This is a genomic window from Ferriphaselus sp. R-1 (assembly GCF_000746095.1).
Taxonomy (GTDB): domain Bacteria; phylum Pseudomonadota; class Gammaproteobacteria; order Burkholderiales; family Gallionellaceae; genus Ferriphaselus.
The window spans coordinates 23004-41986 of the sequence record NZ_KN050807.1; the positions used below are offsets into that span (position 1 = coordinate 23004).

General features: G+C 61.8%; 22 protein-coding genes. 16 read left to right on the forward strand and 6 right to left on the reverse strand.

Features of this window, described 5'->3' with window-relative positions; translation table 11 throughout:
• Positions 1–93 precede the first annotated feature (93 nt).
• On the forward strand, positions 94–1521 hold the full coding sequence (locus tag DM08_RS10980) for an aminotransferase-like domain-containing protein (RefSeq protein WP_035384702.1): 1428 nt from the start codon (positions 94–96) through the stop codon (positions 1519–1521).
• Between the two features lie 75 nt (positions 1522–1596).
• On the opposite strand, the gene DM08_RS10985 is transcribed toward DM08_RS10980, so the two are convergent.
• From DM08_RS10985 to DM08_RS11010, 6 genes are read right to left on the reverse strand one after another with little or no spacing between them, the layout of a single operon-like run.
• Positions 1597–2484, reverse strand: a complete 888-nt coding sequence (locus tag DM08_RS10985; RefSeq protein WP_035384703.1) for a TauD/TfdA family dioxygenase — start codon at positions 2482–2484, stop codon at positions 1597–1599.
• A 1-nt stretch (position 2485) separates the two neighbouring features.
• Positions 2486–3082, reverse strand: a complete 597-nt coding sequence (locus DM08_RS10990) for a hypothetical protein (protein WP_035384704.1) — start codon at positions 3080–3082, stop codon at positions 2486–2488.
• Positions 3083–3084: 2 nt separating this feature from the next.
• The gene (locus tag DM08_RS12395; protein WP_051938177.1) at positions 3085–3558 is read right to left on the reverse strand and encodes a sulfurtransferase TusA family protein; all 474 of its coding nucleotides are present in this window, start codon (positions 3556–3558) and stop codon (positions 3085–3087) included.
• Between the two features lie 37 nt (positions 3559–3595).
• On the reverse strand, positions 3596–3925 hold the full coding sequence (locus DM08_RS11000) for a TusE/DsrC/DsvC family sulfur relay protein (RefSeq protein WP_035384705.1): 330 nt from the start codon (positions 3923–3925) through the stop codon (positions 3596–3598).
• Positions 3926–3952: 27 nt separating this feature from the next.
• Positions 3953–4555 carry a type I-MYXAN CRISPR-associated protein Cas6/Cmx6 gene (gene cas6 / locus DM08_RS11005; protein WP_161780292.1) on the reverse strand — a complete coding sequence of 201 codons (603 nt, stop codon included), beginning with the start codon at positions 4553–4555 and terminating at the stop codon, positions 3953–3955.
• Positions 4552–4767, reverse strand: coding sequence for a DUF6967 family protein (locus DM08_RS11010; protein ID WP_035384707.1), 216 nt, complete (start codon positions 4765–4767; stop codon positions 4552–4554). The genes cas6 and DM08_RS11010 overlap by 4 nt, the downstream gene beginning before the upstream one ends.
• A gap of 292 nt (positions 4768–5059) precedes the next feature.
• Here DM08_RS11010 and dsrA point away from each other — a divergent pair, with 292 nt between their 5' ends.
• The 15 genes from dsrA (at position 5060) to cysG (ending at position 18978) form a co-directional block, all read left to right on the forward strand.
• Positions 5060–6355, forward strand: coding sequence for a dissimilatory-type sulfite reductase subunit alpha (gene dsrA, locus DM08_RS11015; RefSeq protein ID WP_035384708.1), 1296 nt, complete (start codon positions 5060–5062; stop codon positions 6353–6355).
• Positions 6356–6370: 15 nt separating this feature from the next.
• Positions 6371–7468 (forward strand): dissimilatory-type sulfite reductase subunit beta, encoded by a 1098-nt coding sequence (dsrB, locus tag DM08_RS11020; RefSeq protein WP_035384709.1) that lies wholly within the window; start codon positions 6371–6373, stop codon positions 7466–7468.
• A gap of 12 nt (positions 7469–7480) precedes the next feature.
• A complete protein-coding gene (tusD, locus tag DM08_RS11025; protein ID WP_035384710.1) occupies positions 7481–7840 on the forward strand; it encodes a sulfurtransferase complex subunit TusD in 360 nt (119 codons plus the stop codon).
• Between the two features lie 10 nt (positions 7841–7850).
• Complete coding sequence (gene tusC, locus DM08_RS11030; protein ID WP_035384711.1) at positions 7851–8216, forward strand: sulfurtransferase complex subunit TusC; 366 nt, start codon at positions 7851–7853, stop codon at positions 8214–8216.
• 10 nt (positions 8217–8226) lie between these two features.
• The gene (gene tusB / locus DM08_RS11035) at positions 8227–8523 is read left to right on the forward strand and encodes a sulfurtransferase complex subunit TusB (protein ID WP_035384712.1); all 297 of its coding nucleotides are present in this window, start codon (positions 8227–8229) and stop codon (positions 8521–8523) included.
• Between the two features lie 28 nt (positions 8524–8551).
• Positions 8552–8887 (forward strand): TusE/DsrC/DsvC family sulfur relay protein, encoded by a 336-nt coding sequence (locus DM08_RS11040; RefSeq protein WP_035384713.1) that lies wholly within the window; start codon positions 8552–8554, stop codon positions 8885–8887.
• Between the two features lie 95 nt (positions 8888–8982).
• Complete coding sequence (locus DM08_RS11045; RefSeq protein ID WP_035384714.1) at positions 8983–9708, forward strand: respiratory nitrate reductase subunit gamma; 726 nt, start codon at positions 8983–8985, stop codon at positions 9706–9708.
• 1 nt (position 9709) lies between these two features.
• On the forward strand, positions 9710–11248 hold the full coding sequence (dsrK, locus tag DM08_RS11050; protein WP_035384715.1) for a sulfate reduction electron transfer complex DsrMKJOP subunit DsrK: 1539 nt from the start codon (positions 9710–9712) through the stop codon (positions 11246–11248).
• Positions 11249–11273: 25 nt separating this feature from the next.
• Positions 11274–13247 (forward strand): NAD(P)-binding protein, encoded by a 1974-nt coding sequence (locus tag DM08_RS11055; protein WP_035384716.1) that lies wholly within the window; start codon positions 11274–11276, stop codon positions 13245–13247.
• A gap of 10 nt (positions 13248–13257) precedes the next feature.
• The gene (locus DM08_RS11060) at positions 13258–13629 is read left to right on the forward strand and encodes a hypothetical protein (protein ID WP_035384717.1); all 372 of its coding nucleotides are present in this window, start codon (positions 13258–13260) and stop codon (positions 13627–13629) included.
• Positions 13626–14354, forward strand: coding sequence for a sulfate reduction electron transfer complex DsrMKJOP subunit DsrO (dsrO, locus tag DM08_RS11065; RefSeq protein ID WP_035384718.1), 729 nt, complete (start codon positions 13626–13628; stop codon positions 14352–14354). The genes DM08_RS11060 and dsrO overlap by 4 nt, the downstream gene beginning before the upstream one ends.
• A gap of 2 nt (positions 14355–14356) precedes the next feature.
• A complete protein-coding gene (gene nrfD, locus DM08_RS11070) occupies positions 14357–15538 on the forward strand; it encodes an NrfD/PsrC family molybdoenzyme membrane anchor subunit (RefSeq protein ID WP_035384719.1) in 1182 nt (393 codons plus the stop codon).
• Positions 15539–15555: 17 nt separating this feature from the next.
• Complete coding sequence (locus DM08_RS11075; RefSeq protein WP_035384720.1) at positions 15556–16995, forward strand: cobyrinate a,c-diamide synthase; 1440 nt, start codon at positions 15556–15558, stop codon at positions 16993–16995.
• Entirely contained in the window at positions 16992–17594 is a 603-nt protein-coding gene (locus DM08_RS11080) for a DUF4202 domain-containing protein (protein WP_035384721.1), read from the forward strand. Before DM08_RS11075 ends, DM08_RS11080 begins: the two co-directional genes overlap by 4 nt.
• A gap of 1 nt (position 17595) precedes the next feature.
• Entirely contained in the window at positions 17596–18978 is a 1383-nt protein-coding gene (gene cysG, locus DM08_RS11085; protein ID WP_035384722.1) for a siroheme synthase CysG, read from the forward strand.
• The last annotated feature ends 5 nt before the right edge of the window (positions 18979–18983 follow it).

An 18983-nucleotide genomic window follows, 5' to 3' on the forward strand; every position in this document is an offset into this window, starting at 1 on the left:
AGGCTGGGCCGCAGCAGTAACAGAATCAGAATTTGAAAAAAAGACCGTATCAGATTCATAATCGCTCCCTCTGCAAGCAGGCAAAACCCACACATGAAACGCTACGAACAACTGGCCGACGACATCGCGCGCTCCATCCGGGAAGGGCTGCTGGCGCGCGGCGAAAAGCTGCCCTCGGTGCGGCAGGCCAGCGCCGCCCGCAAGGTCAGCCCCGCCACCGTGTTTCAGGCTTATTACCTGCTGGAGGCACGCGGCCTGATTTCGGCGCGGGAGCGCTCCGGCTACTACGTCTCGGGCGGCGCGCAGCACCTGCCGCCGTTGCCTGAACCCGACATCAACAGCACACCCGAAGCGGCGCAGGTGGATGTCAGCGAATTGGTGTTCGAGGTGCTGGAATCGACGCGAGCGCGCAAAGTCGTGCCGCTGGGTTCGGCCTTTCCCAGCCCGGAGCTGTTTCCCATGGCGCGCCTGGCGAAGACGATGGCGGCCTGCGTGCAGGCGATGGACCCGTGGCGCAGCGTGGAAGACATCGGCCCCGGCGATGCCGAGTTGCGCAGGCAAATTGCGCTGCGTTACATGATCGACGGCTTGCAGGTTGCGCCCGACGAAATCGTGATCAGCAACGGCGCGCTGGAGGGCTTGAACCTGTGCCTGCAAGCGGTGACGCAAGCCGGCGATACCGTGCTGATCGGATCGCCCACGTTTTACGCGGCGTTGCAGGCGATCGAGCGCAACGGCCTGAAGGCGGTCGAGGTGCCTTGCCATCCGCGCGACGGCATCGACCTGAACGCGCTGCAACGCGCGCTTGAGTTGCATCAACCCGCCGCCTGCTGGCTGATGACCAACTTCCAGAATCCCCTCGGCAGCCTGATGCCGGATGACAAGAAAAAGGACATGGTGGCTTTGCTGGCGCGCCACCATGTGCCGCTGATCGAGGATGATGTTTACGGCGAGTTGTATTTCGGCGAGCAACGCCCCAAGCCTGCGAAGGCATTTGATACCGAGGGGCTGGTGATGCACTGCTCGTCTTTTTCCAAATGCCTGGCACCCGGCTACCGCGTCGGCTGGGCCGCGCCGGGGCGCTACGCAAAAACCGTCGAGCGCCTGAAACTCACCACCACGCTGGCGACCTCGGTCCCCGCGCAAATCACGCTCGCCAGCTACCTGAAAAAGGGCGGCTACGACAAACACCTGCGTGCGCTGCGCCACACCTTGCTGCTACAGCAAATCAAATTCGTCGAAGCGGTGGAGCGTCACTTTCCGGCAGGCACACGCCTCACCAGCCCGAGCGGCGGCTATTTTTTATGGGTGAAACTGCCGGACGGGGTGAACTCTCTGGAGCTGCATCGCGAAGCATTGCATGCCGGTATCAGCATCGCGCCGGGGCCGATCTTTTCGGCACAGAAAGGGTATGCGGATTATGTGCGGCTGAACTATGGACACCTCTGGAGCGTAGAGATGGAGGGAGCCATTGCCGTATTGGGGAAGATCACTCACCGCCTGGCGAGGCGAGCTACATAATCGTCGGCGGAGGTATCGCAGCTCTGGTCGACTCGCTCGTGAATCGGATTTGTATCGTGCGGCTGGTGTGGGCGTTCAGCGAGCGGTCTGGGGCAGGGTGATGCGCTCCAGATATCTTGCCCGGTACAGTAGCCGCTGGTGCGCCGTCGGCGCATCGGTAAAGGCGGCGCGGTCGTGCAGGACGTTGTTGCAGAGCAGGCCCATGCCGGGGCTGAGGCGGGTGCGGAAGATGTGTGGGGAGTCGCTTTCGAGCAGGTGCTCCAGAGCTTTGACGGCGGCGCGGGTAGCGTCGTCGTCCTTCCATTCGATGCTGCGGGTGCGGGCGGTGTAGCGCATGTGCAGGTGGCCAGCATCATCCACCGAGAACACCGGGCCGGTCTGGGCGGGGCGGGCGACACCGTGTTCGTCGGTGCGTTCGGGGATGGTCATCGCATCCGGGGCGGAGAGGGCGCAGATGTGCTCGGGGTCGGCTTCGCGCAGCAGCAGGTAGGCGATCTCGTGGTCCAGTAGCCGGTTCTCGCCGCCTTGGGCGGCATCATGCGCGCAGTGCAGCACCATCGCGCGTATCTGGCGTTCGGGCGGGTTGTAATAGCCGTCGGTGTGCCACTTGATCGGGCGGTTGGTGTAGGGGATGTAGGCCTGGCGCTGGCCGTCCTTGCTGCACACGGTGATACGGGTGATGCCGAGGTCGTCGGCCAGCCAGTTGGCATCCAGCCGCTGCAGGCCGAACTGCGTGCCCAGCGCTTTGATGTCCGGCTCCGACATTGCGCGGCGAGTGGCGTAGATCGCCATGTTGCTGCGCTGGCAACGGTCGCGCAGGGCGGCGTGTTCAGCGGCGGTGAGCGCGGTGGGGTCGTCGATCTCGACGACGAGCTGGTGGATGTCGGTGATGGCCCGCACCAGTTTCGCATCGCGCCAGCGTTGGTAGGCCTCGCTGTCATCCAGCTCGAACGGGCCGCTCATCTCAGTCGCCGCTGGTCCCGTTGCGGCGGCGCGCCGGGCGCGGCTCCGCTTCGAGCAGATCGCGCAGGGTCTTGTCCACCATCTTCACCGCTTCCGGCGCTTCGATGCTGATGATCTGGTCGATGATCCAGTGGCTGTCCTTCGCGTCCATGATGGGGCTCATGCAGAAGGCGAGGTAGCGCATGAAGGTGTAGTCGGGGCCGTGCTCGTCATAGCCGAAATCGGCGTATTCCCCGGCGCGTAGGTTGACGTGCTCGATGAAGCGCTGCTTGCTGGCGGCGGGCGTGCCGCCGAGCAGACGGCTCTCGTTCTCGGCATAGGTCTCGCCCAGCCGGTTGGCCAGCGTGCCGGTGAAGCTCATCCGTTCTTCGGCGCTGAACCGGCGATAGGCGATGCGGTCGGCCACCATGATGAGGAACTGCAGGAACTCGTTGAGGAAGGCGAAGTACTGCGGGCCGACAGCGATCTCGAAATCCGCCTTGCGGGTGTTGCGCAGGGCGTTGTCGGCGATGCGCCAGGCGACGAAGGCCAGCGCATCGGCGATCTCCTGCGGTGTGCGTTCGCGCCCGTCGCGGAACCAGTGGCTCTTGATGCGCAAGATCAGCCTTTGCGGATGTAGAACTCGTGGATGCCCGCGCCCGACTCGATGGTCTCCAGCAGCGTCATGCCGGTGGCGGATGCCCAGCTGTCGATGTCGTTCATCACGCCGGGGCAATCGCTGACCAGCTTGAGCACTTCGCCGGTCTGCATGCCGTTCAGCAGCTTCTTGGCTTCGATGATGGGGCCGGGGCAGACCGCGCCACGGATGTCCAGCGTGACATTGGCGTTGAGCACATGGCCCTGGCCTTTCTGCACATAGTAGCCGGTGCCGCCTTCCGGCATCTTCTCGCTGCGCAGGATCTGGTTGCCGGTCTGCCTGGCCCAGACATGCAGGTCGTCGGGGGTGCCGGGGCAATCGGAAACCAGCAGCAGGACTTGTCCGGCGGCAAGTTCGTCCATGATGCGCTTCGCCCCGATGAGCGGGCGCGGGCAGGACAGTCCCTTCATATCCAGCACGATGTTGGCCATTTCCATTTGCTTCTCTCCTTGAAAGCCGTGATTCGGCAGGGCCTCAGTAGCCGCCCTTGCCCTTGGGTTGTGGCAGCCCGGCGACCTTGGCGGCCTGCTTGGCCGGGCCGACGGGGAAAAGATCATACAGCGCCTTGCTGTCGGCTTCCGGCCAGAACTCGTTGATGCCTTTCAGCATGTTGCGGAAGTTGGGCGTGTGGCCGTTCTCGCGATATTCGTCGCGCATGTAGTTGACGATCTCCCAGTGCTTGGGGGTCAGTTCGATGCCTTCGGCGGCGGCGACGACAGCGACGATCTCTTCGCCGAAATCAGGCTCCAGCAGATACCCCTCGTCATCGGTCTCGATCTCGTTCCCTGCGACTACGTAGCTCATTGCTTGCTCCTTTTTCAAGTAAAAACATCATTCCAGACTGGAGATGGCCTTGTACGGCACGAACACGCCGCAGCCGTAATGGCGCGCCTTCCCCATGCCGGCGCACTGCAGACGCAGCGAGGCTTCCGGCTTGAGGTCGTGCAGCACCAGGCTGAAACCGGCTATGGTTCGTCCGCCGTCACAGAGTCGTCCAGGCCGACCGCAGATGGATTGCGCCTGTACACCCAACTCGGCCAGTTCCGCCACGACTTGCTGCATGAACACGACCTCGTCCGTATCGCCAGCGACCAGATGGGCGTGCAGCGTGGGGTAGGACTGGAGCGGGCGCGACTTGCCTGCGCCCAGCGTGATCGGGTGGCCGGACACATTCAGCCGCGCACCGACCAGCGCCAGCGTGGCCTGGGCCTGCTCATGTGGTACCCGCAGCGTCAGCTTGGCGCGCTTGGGTAGCAGGTGGAGCTCGCCGGTCTCGGCGGTGCGCAGCGGCAGCAGGCCGATGCGACCATCGTGCGCCAGCGCGGGCTCAATGCGGACCAGCTCGTGCCAGAGCGCGACATGATAGTCGGCGGGCAGCGAGTCGCCTGCCAGGTCGAACATCATGTCGGTCATGCTGGCGAGGGAGAGCGTCACTTGCCCTCCTGCGACTTCGCCCAGGCATGCATGGCGCTGGCCCATTGCTCGGCGCTGGCCGGGTCGATGTCGAAGATGGTGAAGCGTTTTCCCTCGCGGATGCGGATGCGCAACAGACTCATGCCGCCCTCGGCATGGTCGATCTGCTGCAGCTCGATCTCCTGGCTGCCGAGCGGTATCTTGAATTTTGCCAATCCGGTGATTTCTGCCATTTCTGGAGTCGATGCCAAGTGCGAACGATGAGCCGCGAGTCTATCGCCAATCCAGTCGGCTTTGAAATACTACCGGGGGTGGCACAGGACCACCCGTAAGGGTTATGAAAAATAGCCGCTACGGGTGATGGTTAGCCGGTGTGATGCCTCGTAGTATGCGTGTCCATCAAGAGACGGTTGCGCCAGACAGCAAAGGTTCAGTCGATCGATCGTATTACCGCTCCAAACCTTTAACCGAGTCATTGCAATCAAGGGGTCGGGTATTTACCCGATTCGACTGAAAGGAACCATTATGGCGAAGAAGCTGCATGATACCCCCAACCTCGATCAGCTGGAGACCGGCCCCTGGCCCAGTTTCGTCACCGGATTGAAAGAACTGGCCAAGGACAAGGATTACGTTGTCGATCTGCTCGGCCAGTTGGAAGAGTCCTACAAGACCCGCAAAGGCTACTGGAAGGGCGGTACGGTCGGTGTGTACGGCTACGGCGGCGGCGTGATCCCGCGCTTCACCGAGCTGAAGAACGAGGACGGTACGCCCAAGTTCAAGGATGCCGCCGAGTTCCACACCCTGCGCGTGATGCCTCCGCCCGGCATGCACTACGATACCGCCACCCTGCGCCAGTTCTGTGACATCTGGGAGAAGCACGGCTCCGGCCTGATCGCTTTCCACGGCCAGTCCGGCGACATCATGTTCCAGGGCGCGACCACCGAGAACGTGCAGCATGCGTTCGACGAATTCAACGAGATGGGTTTCGATCTGGGCGGTGCGGGCCCGGCGGTGCGTACCGCGATGTCCTGCGTGGGGGCGGCCCGCTGCGAGCAGTCCTGCTACGACGAAGCCAAGGTGCACCGCGCCGTGCTGAACACCTTCCTGGACGACATCCACCGTCCCTCGCTGCCGTACAAGTTCAAGTTCAAGTTCTCCGGTTGTTCCAATGACTGCATGAATTCGGTGCAGCGCGCCGACATGGCCGTGATCGGCACTTGGCGCGACAACATCCGCACCGACGAGGCGCTGGCCAAGAAGTGGTTCGCCAAGCACGGCATGGATGAGCTGGTGAATGACGTGGTTGCCCGTTGTCCGACCAAGGCCTTTCAGGTCAAGGAATTGTCCAAGATCAAGGCGGGCGAACATACATCGACCGTGGCTGTGAGCGACACGCATGGTGTGGAGATCAGCAATCAGGACTGTGTGCGCTGTATGCACTGCGTCAACGTGATGACCGGCGCGCTGGCTCCGGGCAAGGACAAGGGCGCGACCGTGCTGGTGGGCGGCAAGAGTCATCTGAAGATCGGCGGTTTGATGGGGACGGTGGTGATCCCGTTCATCAAGCTGGATACGGACGAAGGCGTGGAGCAACTGGTCGATTTCGCCCAGCGCACCATCGAGTTCTTCGCCGAGAACGCGCTGGAACACGAACGCACCGGCGAGATGATCGAGCGTATCGGTTTGACCAACTTCCTGGATGCGATGGAGATCGACGTCGATCCGGCGATGGTCAACTCGCCGCGCATGAACCCCTATGTCCGTACCGATGGCTGGGATGACGAAGTCGCCAAGATCAACGCCAAGAAACAAGCCGCCTAATTCTGGAGAATGACGATGAATCAAGCTGTTCAAGCTGCCGCGCCCGCACAGAAGCGCAAGCCCAAGGAGACCGGCGTACCGGAGAACAAGAAGTTCCTGCATCCGACGCTGGCCAAGAACTACGGTGACTGGAAATATCATGATCGTCCGCGTCCCGGCGTGCTGCACCACGTCGCCCACGGCGGAGACGAAGTGTGGTCGGTGCGTGCCGGTACACAGCGCCAGATGGATGTCTACACCATACGCAAGCTGTGCGACATCGCCGACAACTACGCCGAAGGCCGCGTGCGTTTCACCATCCGCTCCAACATCGAATTCATCGTGTCGGAAGAGGCCAAGGTCGCTCCGCTGATCGCCGAGCTGGAAAAGAATGGCTTCCCCGTGGGTGGCACCGGCAACTCGGTGACCATGATCGCCCACACCCAGGGCTGGCTGCACTGCGACATCCCCGGCACTGACGCTTCCGGCGTGGTGAAGGCGCTGATGGACGAGCTGCATCACGAGTTCGTGCGCGAAGAGATGCCCAACCGTGTGCACCTTTCGACTTCTTGCTGCGAGATCAACTGTGGCGGTCAGGCCGACATCGCCATTATCGTGCAGCACACCAAGCCGCCGGTCATTAACCACGACCTGGTCGCCAATGTGTGCGAACGCCCGACCGTGGTGGCGCGTTGCCCAGTTGCTGCGATCCGCCCGGCCATGGTCAACGGCAGGCCTTCGCTGGAGATCGACGAATCCAAGTGTATGTGCTGCGGCGCGTGTTACCCACCGTGCCCGCCGATGCAGATCAACGACCCGGAGAACTCCAAGCTGGCCATCTGGGTGGGCGGCAAGAACTCCAATGCGCGCGGCAAGCCGACCTTCATGAAGATGGTCGCCTCCGGTCTGCCCAACAACGCACCGCGCTGGCCGGAAGTGGCCGAGGTGGTGAAGAACATCATCAGCGTGTACAAGGCGGATGCCCGTCCCTGGGAGCGCATGGCCGACTGGATCGACCGCATCGGCTGGCCGCGCTTCTTCGAGAAGACCGGGCTGCCGTTCACCAAGTACCTGATCGACGATTGGCGCGGTTCGCGTGCCAACCTGAATGCTTCGACCCACATCCGCTTCTGAGGGGACTTCGGAATGAAATTCGGAATCGTTGTGAATGAAGGGCCGTACCAGCATCAAGCCAGTGATTCGGCCTATCTGTTCGCCAAGGCGGCCATCGCCGCCGGTCACGAAGTGTGGCGCGTGTTCTTCTACCATGATGGCGTGAACAACGCGTCGCGCCTGACCGAGCCGCCGCAGGACGACCGCAACATCGTCAACCGCTGGAGCAAGCTGGCCGACGAGCACAAGGTCGATCTGGTGGTGTGCGTAGCGGCTGCGTTGCGGCGCGGCATCAAGGATGAGAATCTGGCGGCGGGCTTCCGCATCTCCGGTCTCGGCCAGTTGGTCGAGGCAGGCATCCAGTGTGACCGTCTGGTCACCTTCGGCGATTGAGGAGAGCGGGATGAGTGATACCAAAAAATTCATGTTCGTGAACCGCAAGGCGCCTTACGGCACGATCTACGCACTGGAATCGCTGGAAGTGGTGCTGATCACCGCCGCCTTCGATCAGGATGTGTCGCTGGTGTTCATGGACGACGGCGTCTATCAGTTGAAGAAAGGCCAGCAGACCAAGGGCATCGAGACCAAGAACTTCTCGCCCGCCTACCGTGCGCTGGAAGGCTATGACATCGAGAAGCTGTACGTCGAGCAGGAGGCGCTGGAAGCGCGCGGCCTGAGTGAAGACGATCTGCTGGTGGATGTCACCGTGCTCAGCCGTGCCGAGATGGGCGCGTTGATGGATGAGCAAGACGTGGTCTTGAGTTTCTAAGGGGGAGCAGATGCTACATATCGTCAATAAATCACCCTTGACCAGCGTCACGCTGGAGAGCTGCCTGAATACGGCGACCGGCGGCGACGTGCTGCTGATCGAAGATGCCGTGTATGCGGCAACGCGCGGCAGCGCAGCGGAAGCCAAGTTGCAATCCGCCATGGGCCGCTTCAAGATACACGTGCTGATGCCGGACCTGGAAGCGCGTGGTCTGGGCGACCGCTTGGCTGAAGGTGTGACGCCGGTGGATTACAGCGGTTTTGTCGAACTCACCGTCAGCAACAAAACCAGCCAGTCCTGGCTGTGATCAACAATTCTTACCAAGGAGAACTAGCATGGCCAATATCGAAGTCGGTGGTAACAGCTACGAAACAGACGAAGAAGGTTATCTCGTCAATCTGTCGGACTGGAACTCCGACATTGCGAACTATATCGCCGGTACCGAGAACATCGAGATGAACGACCAGCACTGGGAAGTCATCAACTTCCTGCGCGAATACTTCGAGGAATATCAGATCGCTCCCGCCGTGCGTGTGCTGACCAAGGCCATCGGCAAGAAGCTGGGTGCGGACAAGGGCAACAGCGAATACCTGTACGGCCTGTTCCCGTATGGCCCCGGCAAGCAAGCCTGCAAGATCGCCGGTCTGCCCAAGCCTACCGGTTGCGTCTAACAGACAGTTCCGAGTACCGAGTGCCGAGTATCGAGTGCTCGGTACTCAGGGGCTCGGCACTCAGCCCTTAGAACTCAGCACTCAGCACTGATAATATGAGCCTACTCTTTGCGATCCTGCTCTACGCGACGACCCTGCTGTTCGTCGTTGGGCTGTTCCAACGCATACGCGGCTATGCCAACACACCGGTGCCGCTGAAGATTCCCACGACACCCGCCCCGACGACTCAAACCGGCGTGGTGTTGCGCATGACGCGCGAAGTCCTGTTCTTCGAGAGTCTGTTCAAGGCCAATCTGTGGACCTGGGCGATGAGCGCACTGTTCCACGGCAGTCTGGCGCTGGTGTTGCTGCGCCATCTGCGATATTTCACCGAGCCCGTCTGGGGCTGGGTGGCCCTGATCCAGCCCTTTGGTGCCTATGCGGGCATCACCATGCTGGCCGGTCTGGGCGGGTTGTGGGCACGACGCCTGTTCGTCGAGCGCATCCGCTACATCTCCACCTTGTCCGACCACCTGATGCTGGTGTTGCTGATGGGCATCGCAGCCAGCGGCCTGACGATGAAGTTCATCACCCACACCGACGTGGTCGCCGTGAAGGGTTTCTTCCTGGGCTGGTTGCACTTCAGTATCCAGCCGCTGCCGGCAGACGCGATACTCGCGCTGCATCTGTTTTCTGTCATGGCGCTCCTGGCGATCTTCCCGTTCAGCAAATTGCTGCATGCGCCAGGCGTCTTTTTCTCGCCCACCCGCAATCAGACCGACGATCCGCGCGAGAAGCGCCATCTGAGTGCCTGGGCCGCCAAGCTGGAATCGGAGAACTAAGATGGCAGATGTCGCTGCACCCGCTTACCGCATCATTCCCATCATCCCGGCCCTGAAGCCCGGAGCCATGGAAGGGAAGGGCCCGTTCGTCGCCAATGAGAAGATCAACGAGGCCATCGGTTTCCCCGGCAAGATGGCAGAGAACTGGCAGGAGACCCACGACGCGGTCATTGCCAAGATGGGCGAGTTGCTGAGCAAGTACCGCTCGCTCAAGGTGTACATGGATGCCTGCGTGCACTGCGGCGCCTGCTCCGACAAGTGCCACTATTTCATTGGCACGCAAGATCCCAAGAACATGCCGGTGGCGCGCCAGGACCTGATGCGCAGCGTGTATCGTCGCTACTTCACCTTGCCCGGTAAGCTGTTCCCCAAACTGGTCGGCGCGCGCGACCTGACGCGCGAAGTGCTGGACGAGTGGTACAACTATTTCAACCAGTGTTCCGAATGCCGCCGCTGCTCGGTGTTCTGCCCCTACGGCATCGACACTGCCGAAGTGACCATGGCGGCGCGCGAGATACTCGACTCCGTCGGTTACGGCCAGAAATACTCCAACGAGATCATCGGCAAGGTGCACCGCATCGGCAACAACCTCGGTCTGCCGGGGCCTGCGCTGCAAGACACGCTGGAAGGGCTGGAGGAAGACGTGAAGGATGCCACCGGCATCGATATCCGCTTCCCGATGGACGTGAAGGGCGCGGAAGTGTTGCTGATCACGCCGTCCGCCGACTTCTTCGCCGAGCCGCATATCGACTCGCTCATCGGCTACGCCAAGGTGTTCCATGCCACCGGCACGTCGTGGACCCTGTCCTCGATGGCTTCCGAGGCGGGCAACTTCGGTATGTTCATCGGCAATTACGAGCAACTGCGCAAGATCGCCCTGCGCATCCGCGAGGCGGCGCTGGAACTGGGCGTGAAGCGCATCGTGGTGGGCGAGTGCGGCCATGCCTGGCGCGTGGCCTACAGTTTCTGGAACACGCTGACCGGCGTGGGCGACGGGGCCGATGCCAACGACCGTTTCGCCCAGATGCTGCAAAAGCAGCTCGATCACCGCTACAAACAGCCGACGCACATCTGCGAGTTCACTTGGGACATGATCCAGGACGAGCGGCTGAGCTTCGACAAGTCGAAGAACGACAAGCACATCATCACCTTCCACGATTCCTGCAACGTGGCGCGCGGCTCGCGCATGGGCGATTTCGCCGGTGGCCAGTTCGAGATTCCGCGCAACATCATCAAGGCCGTGGCCAACAACTATGTCGAGATGCGCGACGGCACCACCCGCGAGCAGACGTTCTGCTGCGGCGGCGGTGGTGGCCTGCTCACCGACGACCTGATCGACCTGCGCGTCAAGGGCGCGCTGCCCCGGATGGAGGTGCTGCAGGAGACCGTTGATGTGCATGGCGTGAACTTCATGGCGACCATCTGCGCCATCTGCAAGGCGCAATTCACCAAGGTCATGCCGATCTATGGATTCGACCGCCGCATGGTGGGCGGGGTGCACCAGCTGGTCAGCAACGCGATCATCCTGGGTGATAAATAGCAGGTAACAACACTGGAGACTGGATATGTCGGCAACAAATGAAACCCCGCAAAATCTCACGTTCCGTCGCTACAAGGATGGCGACAGCAAGGTGCGTCGCCTGAATCAGAAGATCTTCCAGGCCAGCCATTCGTACAAGTGCCCGACCTATATCCAGTCCACGCCGCCGTGCCAGGGCAGCTGTCCGGCAGGTGAGGACATCCGTGGCTACCTGGCCATCGTGCGCGGTACCGAGAAGGTGCCGGTCGGTGCCGACGGCAAGACAGCGATCATGCCGTGGCAGGAATACGCCTGGCGTCGCCTGACCGAAGCCAACCCGTTCCCGTCGGTGATGGGGCGCGTGTGCCCGGCCCCGTGCGAATCCGGCTGCAACCGCAACGAAGTGGAAGACCACGTCGGCATCAATTCGGTTGAGCACTTCTTGGGCGAATACGCCATCGCCAACAACCTCAAGTTCAACAAGCCGGATGTGGCTGCTTCCGGCAGGAAGGTGGCGGTGTTGGGCGGCGGCCCGGCTGGCCTGTCGGTCGCCTACCAGCTGACGCTGAAGGGGCACGAAGTCACCATTTTCGACGAGCATGAGTTCCTCGGCGGCATGATGCGCTATGGCATCCCCGGCTTCCGTACCCCGCGCGACGTGCTCGATGCGGAGATCCAGCGCATCCTCGATCTGGGTGTGAAAACACGCCTGAACTGCCACGTGGGCAAAGATGTCACGCTGGAACAGATCCGCCAAGAGTTCGATGCGGTGTTCCTCGGCATGGGCGCACAGGCGGGACGTGCACTGCCCATCGCGGATGCCGAAGCACCCAATGTGGTGACGGCGACCGCCTTCCTGAAAGCCTTTAATGACGGTCGCTTGCAGCATGTCGGCAAGCGCGTGGTGGTGGTCGGCGGTGGCGATACCTCCATCGACGTGGCGACCGTGGCGCGACGTCTGGGCCATATTGAACACGCCAAACCCACCGATGCCGAGCTGGCCATCGCCGGACGCATGGCGCATGACGTGGCCGACATCTCGGCCAAGCAGGGCGCAGAGGTGACGCTGACCTCGGTGTTCAACATCGACAAGATGCAGGCGAACAAGCACGAGATCGAACAGGCGTTGGCCGAAGGCATCCACATACGCGGCAGTCTGGTACCGGTCGGTATCGTGCGTGGTGCGGATGGTCGTGCCACCGCGCTGCGCGTGGCTCAGTGCGAAGCCAAGCTGGTGGGCGGTCGTCTGGATCTGAAGACCATCGAAGGCACCGAGCAGGACATCGAAGCCGACCTGATCGTGTCCGCCATCGGGCAGGCGGTGGATTTCACCGGCCTGGAAGAGTTCAACAACGGCAAGGGCGCAGTGTCCACCGACCGCAACTATGTGGTGAACGGCCAGCAGGGCGTGTTCGCCGGCGGCGACGTGATCCGCCCGCACCTGCTGACCACGGCCATCGGCCACGGCTCCATCGCGGCGGACGGCATCCATAACTTCCTGCTGGGACGCGATCTGGAGAAGCGCCCCAAGATCGACGCGCACCAGTTCGACCTGATGCGCAAGCTGGCCGAGAAGGGCATCGAGGTCAAGCAGGCCACCGAGCCGCTGCGCGGCACTTGCAACTCCAACGTCGCGGTGCACAACTTCGACAACCGTTCCGACCGTTACATCATCCCGCACGACAAGCTGTTCCTCGGGCATTTCGGCTATGTGGCGCGCAACCATCGCCATGTCGTGACACTGGACAAGGAGAGCGCGCTGGGCAATTTCGACGAGCGTCTGGGCGTGCTCACCGAGAAGGAGGCGCAAGCCGAGGCCAAGCGCTGCATGAGTTGCGGCATGTGCTTCGAGTGCGACAACTGCGTGGTGTACTGCCCGCAGACCGCCGTGTCGCGCGTGAAGAAGAGCGAGGCCACGACGGGCCGCTATGTGAAGACTGACTACGACAAGTGCATCGGTTGCCACATCTGCGCCGATGTCTGCCCGACGGGCTATATCCAGATGGGTCTTGGGGAATAGAGAGCGCCAGATGCTGAGATTGCTCACCACGATACTGCTTGCCTGTAGCCTGAGCTGCACGGCGAGCGCGCATGAGAGTTCGTTCACGCCCAAGTTGGACATCGGCAAGGGGGGCAAGTGCGTGGAGGATGAAGCGACCATGCGCAGCCATCACTATGAGCTGATCCGTCACCAGCGCGACGAGACCACGCGCAAGGGTATCCGTGGTGGTAAATACAGTCTGGCTGACTGCGTGGATTGCCACGCCAGCAAGAAGAACAACAGCGTGCTGGGCAGTAGCGAGAACTTCTGCCAGGGGTGTCACGAGTACGCAGCGGTCAAGCCGGACTGCTTCGAGTGCCACAGCAGCAAGCCGCGCAAGGCTGCCGGAGGTGTGAAATGAGCGAGATCAACAACGACCGTCGCCAGTTCATGGGCAAGGCGCTCGCCATGGCGGGCATCGCCATCGCTCCCGGCGTGATGCTGTATGACGTGAAGGCGGGCAATGACGGCAAGCCTGCCTCCAGCAAGGTGCGCTGGGGCATGCTGATCGATTCCAACCAGTGCAAGGAAGGGTGCGACGATTGCGTGACGGCCTGCAGTACCGAGAACGGATTGTCCGGCGGCAAGAAATCGACCGACTCGCAATGGATACGCAAGGTCGAGCTGAAGGATATGCGCTCTGGCCGCAGTCTCAATCTGCCGATGATGTGCCAACACTGCGAGCAGCCGCCCTGCGTGGATGTCTGTCCAACGCAGGCTTCGTTCAAGCGTGCAGACGGCATCGTGCTGGTGGACAAGCACCGCTGCATCGGCTGTCGCTATTGCATGATGGCCTGCCCGTACAAGGCGCGTTCCTTCGTGCACGAAGAGCTGCATGACCAGAATCCCGAGGTGCCGCGCGGCAAGGGGACGGTGGAGAGTTGTACGCTGTGCGTGCATCGGGTGGATCGCGGCGAGTCACCCGCCTGCATGGAGGCCTGCGCCAAGGCCGGGCATAACGCCATCCTGTTCGGCGACCTGAACGATCCCGAGAGCGAGATCTCCAAACGCATCCGCACGGTGGCCACCTCGCAGATCCGCGCCGATCTCGGGTTGAACCCCGGCATCCGCTACCAAGGAATGTAACCATGCCCACTCCCGAATCACTCAGATACAAGAACAAGCTGTACTACCTGCTGCTGGCTGCGGGCGGGTTGGTGGCCTTGGCCGGTCTGTACGCTGTGCACATGATGGAAGAGCACGGCCACATCATCAGCGGTATGAACAACCAGATTGTGTGGGGACTGCCGCATGTGTTCGCCATCTTCCTGATCGTCGCCGCATCCGGCGTGCTCAACGTCGCCTCCATAGGCTCGGTGTTCGGCAAGGCCGTGTACAAGGCGCGCGCGCCCTTGGCCAGCCTGTTGTCCATCGCCATGTTGTCTGGTGGATTGACCGTACTGATGCTGGATCTGGGGCGTCCGGATCGGATCATCGTCGCCGCCACCAACTACAACTCGACTTCGGTGTTCGCCTGGAACGTGGTGCTGTATTCCGGCATGTTCTCGCTGGTGATCGTCTATCTGTGGACGATGATGGAGCGGCGCATGCATGTCTGGTCCAAACCGGCTGGTTTTGCGGTGTTCGCCTGGCGTTTCGTGCTCACCACGGGTACCGGGCTGATCTTCGCCTTCCTGACTGCGCGTCAGGCCTACGGCTCGGCGCTGCTGCCGCCGATGTTCATCGTGCTGTCTTTCGCCTGGGGGCTGGCGGTGTTCCATCTGGTGCAGACCACCATCTACGCATGGAACGAGAAGACACTGGATCCGGCGATCTTGCGCCGCAAGAAGAACCTGCTGGGCGTGTTCGTCATCGCCTCGCTGTACATGGTCGCCGTCTATCACATGACCAACCTGTATTTCGCGCATCAGGTTGCGTTCGAGAATTTCATCCTGCACGAGGGCGGCACGTACACCATGATGTTCTGGATAGGCTACGTGCTGTTCGGTAACGCAGTGCCGCTGGGATTGATCTACGCGCCCGGCCTGGGTGACACCCGTTGCGTGATGATGGCCTCGGCCCTGGTCGTGCTGGGCGGGTTCGCGTTCCTGTACGTGTTCATCATCGGCGGTCAGGCGTTCCCGCTGAACATCTTCCCCGGCTATGTGGCGAGCAGCAGCTTCGGCGACGGCCAGATCGCGCACTACGAGCCATCGATCTACGAGATCATGCTCGGCTTTGGCGGCCTGGCGATCGCGTTCATCATCACTACCGTCAGCGTGCGCGTGCTGAATTTCATGCCGCAAGACAAGGCTTACATCGCCGATTGAACCCCTGAAAGGCTGCCATGAATCGCATGCTCATTTCGGCAGCACATAAATCCTCTGGCAAGACCACGGTCAGCATCGGCCTGTGTGCGGCGCTGGCCGCGCGCGGCCTCGTCGTGCAGTCGTTCAAGAAAGGGCCGGACTACATCGACCCGATGTGGCTGGGGCAGGCGGCGGGTCATCCCTGTCGCAACCTCGACCTCTACCTGATGGAGAACGACGATGTCGTCTCTACCTTCGCGCGCCATGCGTCCGAAGTGAACCTCGTCGAGGGCAACAAGGGACTGTACGACGGCCTCGCGCTGGATGGCAGCAACAGCAACGCCGCCTTGGCCAAGCTGCTCGACCTGCCGGTGATCCTGGTGATAGACGCACGCGGCATGACGCGCGGCATCGCGCCGCTGATCCTGGGCTATCAGGCCTTCGACCGCGACATCAACATCGCCGGAGTCATCCTCAACAACCTCGGCGGGCGTCGTCACGAGTCCAAATTGCGTCAGGTCATCGAGCATTACACCGACGTGCCGGTGATCGGTGCGATCCAGCATGACGAGCGCCTGTCCATCATCGAGCGCCATCTCGGGCTGATGCCCAGCAACGAATCGCATGTCGCCACCGCCAAGATCAAGCAGATCGGTGAGGCTATCGCCGAGCAGGTCGATCTGGACAGGTTGCTTGCGTTGTCGCAGAAGGAGTCGATGGCGGTGCCGCTCCAAAGCCCTCACCTCAATCCTCTCCCAGAGGGAGAGGAGGCAAACGTGAAAAGCAATCTTCAAACTCCTGTGCGCATCGCCATCGCGCGCGACCGTGCCTTCGGTTTCTATTACGCCGACGACCTCGATGCGCTGGAGGCGGCGGGGGCGGAGCTGGTGCCTTTCGATACGCTGAGCGACGCGCATCTGCCGCCAGTGGACGGTCTGTATATCGGGGGTGGCTTCCCCGAGGCTTGCGCGGTCGAGCTGGAAGCGAATGCCAGTCTGCGCGGCGAGATCGCCCAGGCTATCGCAGCGGGATTGCCCGCCTACGCGGAATGTGGCGGCTTGATGTACTTGTCGCGCAGCATCACTGACGCAGGGCGCAGCTACGCGATGGTCGGTGCCATTCCCGGTGATGTGACCATGCACGCCAAGCCCATCGGGCGTGGCTATGTCCACCTGAAAGAGGATGAGACGCATCCCTGGCCACGACCGGACATGCCTGCAAAGCAGATCCGCGCCCATGAGTTCCACTATTCGAAGCTGGACAACCTGCCGCAAGACAGCCGTTTCGCTTACCATGTCGAGCGCGGTTACGGCATCGACGGCGACCGGGATGGGCTGGTGGTGAACAATCTGCTGGCTTCCTACACGCACCTGCGCACCATCGGCAGTTGCTATTGGGCGACCCGTTTCGTTGGCTTCGTGCGTCGCTGCAAAGAACACCGGGAGCCGATTTCAACCCTTAACGAGAGAGCATCATGACCAGCACGCTGTATCAGGCCGCCATCGCGGCATTCGACCAGGCCAACGCCGAAGATCCAAACAAGGAAGTCTTCGAAGGTAAGGAATATCCCAAGGAGTTGCTGTACGCGCAGCGCATGAGCGAGATGCAGGAGCGCTATGCGCCCGACGCATCCGAGGCGGTCAAGCTGGCTTGCCGCGCGCAACACATCCAGCGCTGGAAAAGCCCGCGCAGCGATTACGCTATGGACAAGAAGGGCTACATGCTGTGGCGCACCAACTTGTATAAATTCCATGCCGAAACGGCGGGGGCGCTGATGAAACACGTGGGCTATGACGACGCGATGATAGAGCGCGTCAAGACCATCGTCGGCAAGAAGGAGCTGAAGAGCAACCCCGAGACGCAGTTGATGGAAGATGTGGTGGATCTGGTGTTCATCGAGCATTACATGTTGGCGTTCGCCGGGCAGCATCCAGACTACGACGAAGCCAAGTGGATCGTCATCATCAAAAAGACCTGGGACAAGATGTCTGAACGCGCGCACGACTTTGCGCTGGCCGGCAAGATCAAGCTGCCCGAGGCACTGGTGCCGCTGATACTCAAGTCGATAAAGGCATAACGTGGACTTTCTGCCTATCTTTGCCAATGTGAAGAACACACTCTGTCTCGTCGTCGGCGGCGGTAGCGTCGGCGCACGCAAGGCGGGTGTACTGCTCGAAGCGGGTGCGAAAGTACGTGTGGTTGCCCCCGAAATCGATGCAGAGCTGGCGGCGCATCGCGCTGTCGAGGCCGTCATCGCGCGTTTCGAGGCCACCCATCTCGATGGCGTGAAGCTGGTCATCGCTGCGACCAACGACCGCGAGGTGAACAAGCAAGTCTCGGCGCAGGCGCAGGCGCGCAACATCCCGGTGAATGTGGTGGACGATCCCGAACTGTGCTCGTTCATCATGCCCGCCATCCTCGACCGCTCGCCGCTGATGGTGGCGTTCTCCAGCGGTGGCGCGTCGCCCGTGCTGACGCGCATGATGCGCGGCAAGATGGAGACCGTGATCCCGCAGAACTACAGCCGTCTGGCCGGTTTCGCCGAGCGTTTCCGTACCGCCGTCAAGCAGCGTGTGACCAACCCTGCCAAGCGCCGTATCTTCTGGGAGAACGTGTTCGACGGCGTGATCGCCGAGAAGGTGCTGACCGGCGACGAAGCCAGCGCCGAAGCGATGTTGGAGCAGATGCTGGCGGACGAAGACAACATCGTGCGCGGCGAGGTGTATCTGGTCGGTGCCGGTCCCGGCGATCCCGATCTGCTCACCTTCCGCGCGCTACGCCTGATGCAAAAGGCCGACGTGGTAGTGTATGACAACCTCGTGTCCAAGCCCATCGTCGATATGACGCGGCGCGATGCCGAGCGCATCTTCGTCGGCAAGAAGCGCAACGACCACACGCTGCAACAGGAAGAGATCAACCTGCTGCTGGTGCGTTTGGCGAAAGAGGGCAAGCGCGTGCTGCGACTCAAGGGCGGTGACCCGTTCATCTTCGGACGCGGAGGCGAAGAGATCGAAACGCTGGCAGCAGAAGGCATCGCCTTCCAGGTGGTGCCAGGCATCACCGCCGCGTCCGGCGTGGCTTCGTATGCAGGTATCCCGCTCACCCACCGCGACCATGCGCAGTCCTGCGTGTTTGTCACTGGCCACCTCAAGGACGGCACGATGAACCTGGACTGGGAGCAGCTCGCCCGTCCGCGCCAGACCGTGGTGGTGTACATGGGCTTGCACGGGCTGGATACGCTGTGCGGCAAGCTGATCGAGCACGGTCTGCCCGACACTACGCCCATCGCCATCGTGCAGCACGGCACGCAGCCCACGCAGCGCGTCATCAGCGGTACGCTGGCGACTCTGCCGGAGATCGCCGAACGCGAGAAGCCACAAGCGCCCACGCTCATCATCATCGGCGGCGTGGTCACCTTGCGCGACAAGCTGGCCTGGTTCCATCCACAACGAAGCGAGTAGAACAT

Excerpts from the sequence above, each read along its gene's own strand:
- dsrK (WP_035384715.1), top strand. The coding sequence starts at position 9,710 with ATGGCAGATGTCGCTGCACCCGCTTACCGCATCATTCCCATCATCCCG.
- DM08_RS11010 (WP_035384707.1), bottom strand. The coding sequence starts at position 4,767 with ATGGCAGAAATCACCGGATTGGCAAAATTCAAGATACCGCTCGGCAGC.
- tusC (WP_035384711.1), top strand. The coding sequence starts at position 7,851 with ATGAGTGATACCAAAAAATTCATGTTCGTGAACCGCAAGGCGCCTTAC.
- DM08_RS10980 (WP_035384702.1), top strand. The coding sequence starts at position 94 with ATGAAACGCTACGAACAACTGGCCGACGACATCGCGCGCTCCATCCGG.
- DM08_RS11055 (WP_035384716.1), top strand. The coding sequence starts at position 11,274 with ATGTCGGCAACAAATGAAACCCCGCAAAATCTCACGTTCCGTCGCTAC.
- dsrB (WP_035384709.1), top strand. The coding sequence starts at position 6,371 with ATGAATCAAGCTGTTCAAGCTGCCGCGCCCGCACAGAAGCGCAAGCCC.
- DM08_RS11075 (WP_035384720.1), top strand. The coding sequence starts at position 15,556 with ATGAATCGCATGCTCATTTCGGCAGCACATAAATCCTCTGGCAAGACC.
- DM08_RS11000 (WP_035384705.1), bottom strand. The coding sequence starts at position 3,925 with ATGAGCTACGTAGTCGCAGGGAACGAGATCGAGACCGATGACGAGGGG.
- tusB (WP_035384712.1), top strand. The coding sequence starts at position 8,227 with ATGCTACATATCGTCAATAAATCACCCTTGACCAGCGTCACGCTGGAG.
- DM08_RS11080 (WP_035384721.1), top strand. The coding sequence starts at position 16,992 with ATGACCAGCACGCTGTATCAGGCCGCCATCGCGGCATTCGACCAGGCC.
- DM08_RS11060 (WP_035384717.1), top strand. The coding sequence starts at position 13,258 with ATGCTGAGATTGCTCACCACGATACTGCTTGCCTGTAGCCTGAGCTGC.
- DM08_RS11040 (WP_035384713.1), top strand. The coding sequence starts at position 8,552 with ATGGCCAATATCGAAGTCGGTGGTAACAGCTACGAAACAGACGAAGAA.
- dsrO (WP_035384718.1), top strand. The coding sequence starts at position 13,626 with ATGAGCGAGATCAACAACGACCGTCGCCAGTTCATGGGCAAGGCGCTC.
- DM08_RS11045 (WP_035384714.1), top strand. The coding sequence starts at position 8,983 with ATGAGCCTACTCTTTGCGATCCTGCTCTACGCGACGACCCTGCTGTTC.
- DM08_RS10985 (WP_035384703.1), bottom strand. The coding sequence starts at position 2,484 with ATGAGCGGCCCGTTCGAGCTGGATGACAGCGAGGCCTACCAACGCTGG.
- nrfD (WP_035384719.1), top strand. The coding sequence starts at position 14,357 with ATGCCCACTCCCGAATCACTCAGATACAAGAACAAGCTGTACTACCTG.
- tusD (WP_035384710.1), top strand. The coding sequence starts at position 7,481 with ATGAAATTCGGAATCGTTGTGAATGAAGGGCCGTACCAGCATCAAGCC.
- DM08_RS12395 (WP_051938177.1), bottom strand. The coding sequence starts at position 3,558 with ATGGAAATGGCCAACATCGTGCTGGATATGAAGGGACTGTCCTGCCCG.
- dsrA (WP_035384708.1), top strand. The coding sequence starts at position 5,060 with ATGGCGAAGAAGCTGCATGATACCCCCAACCTCGATCAGCTGGAGACC.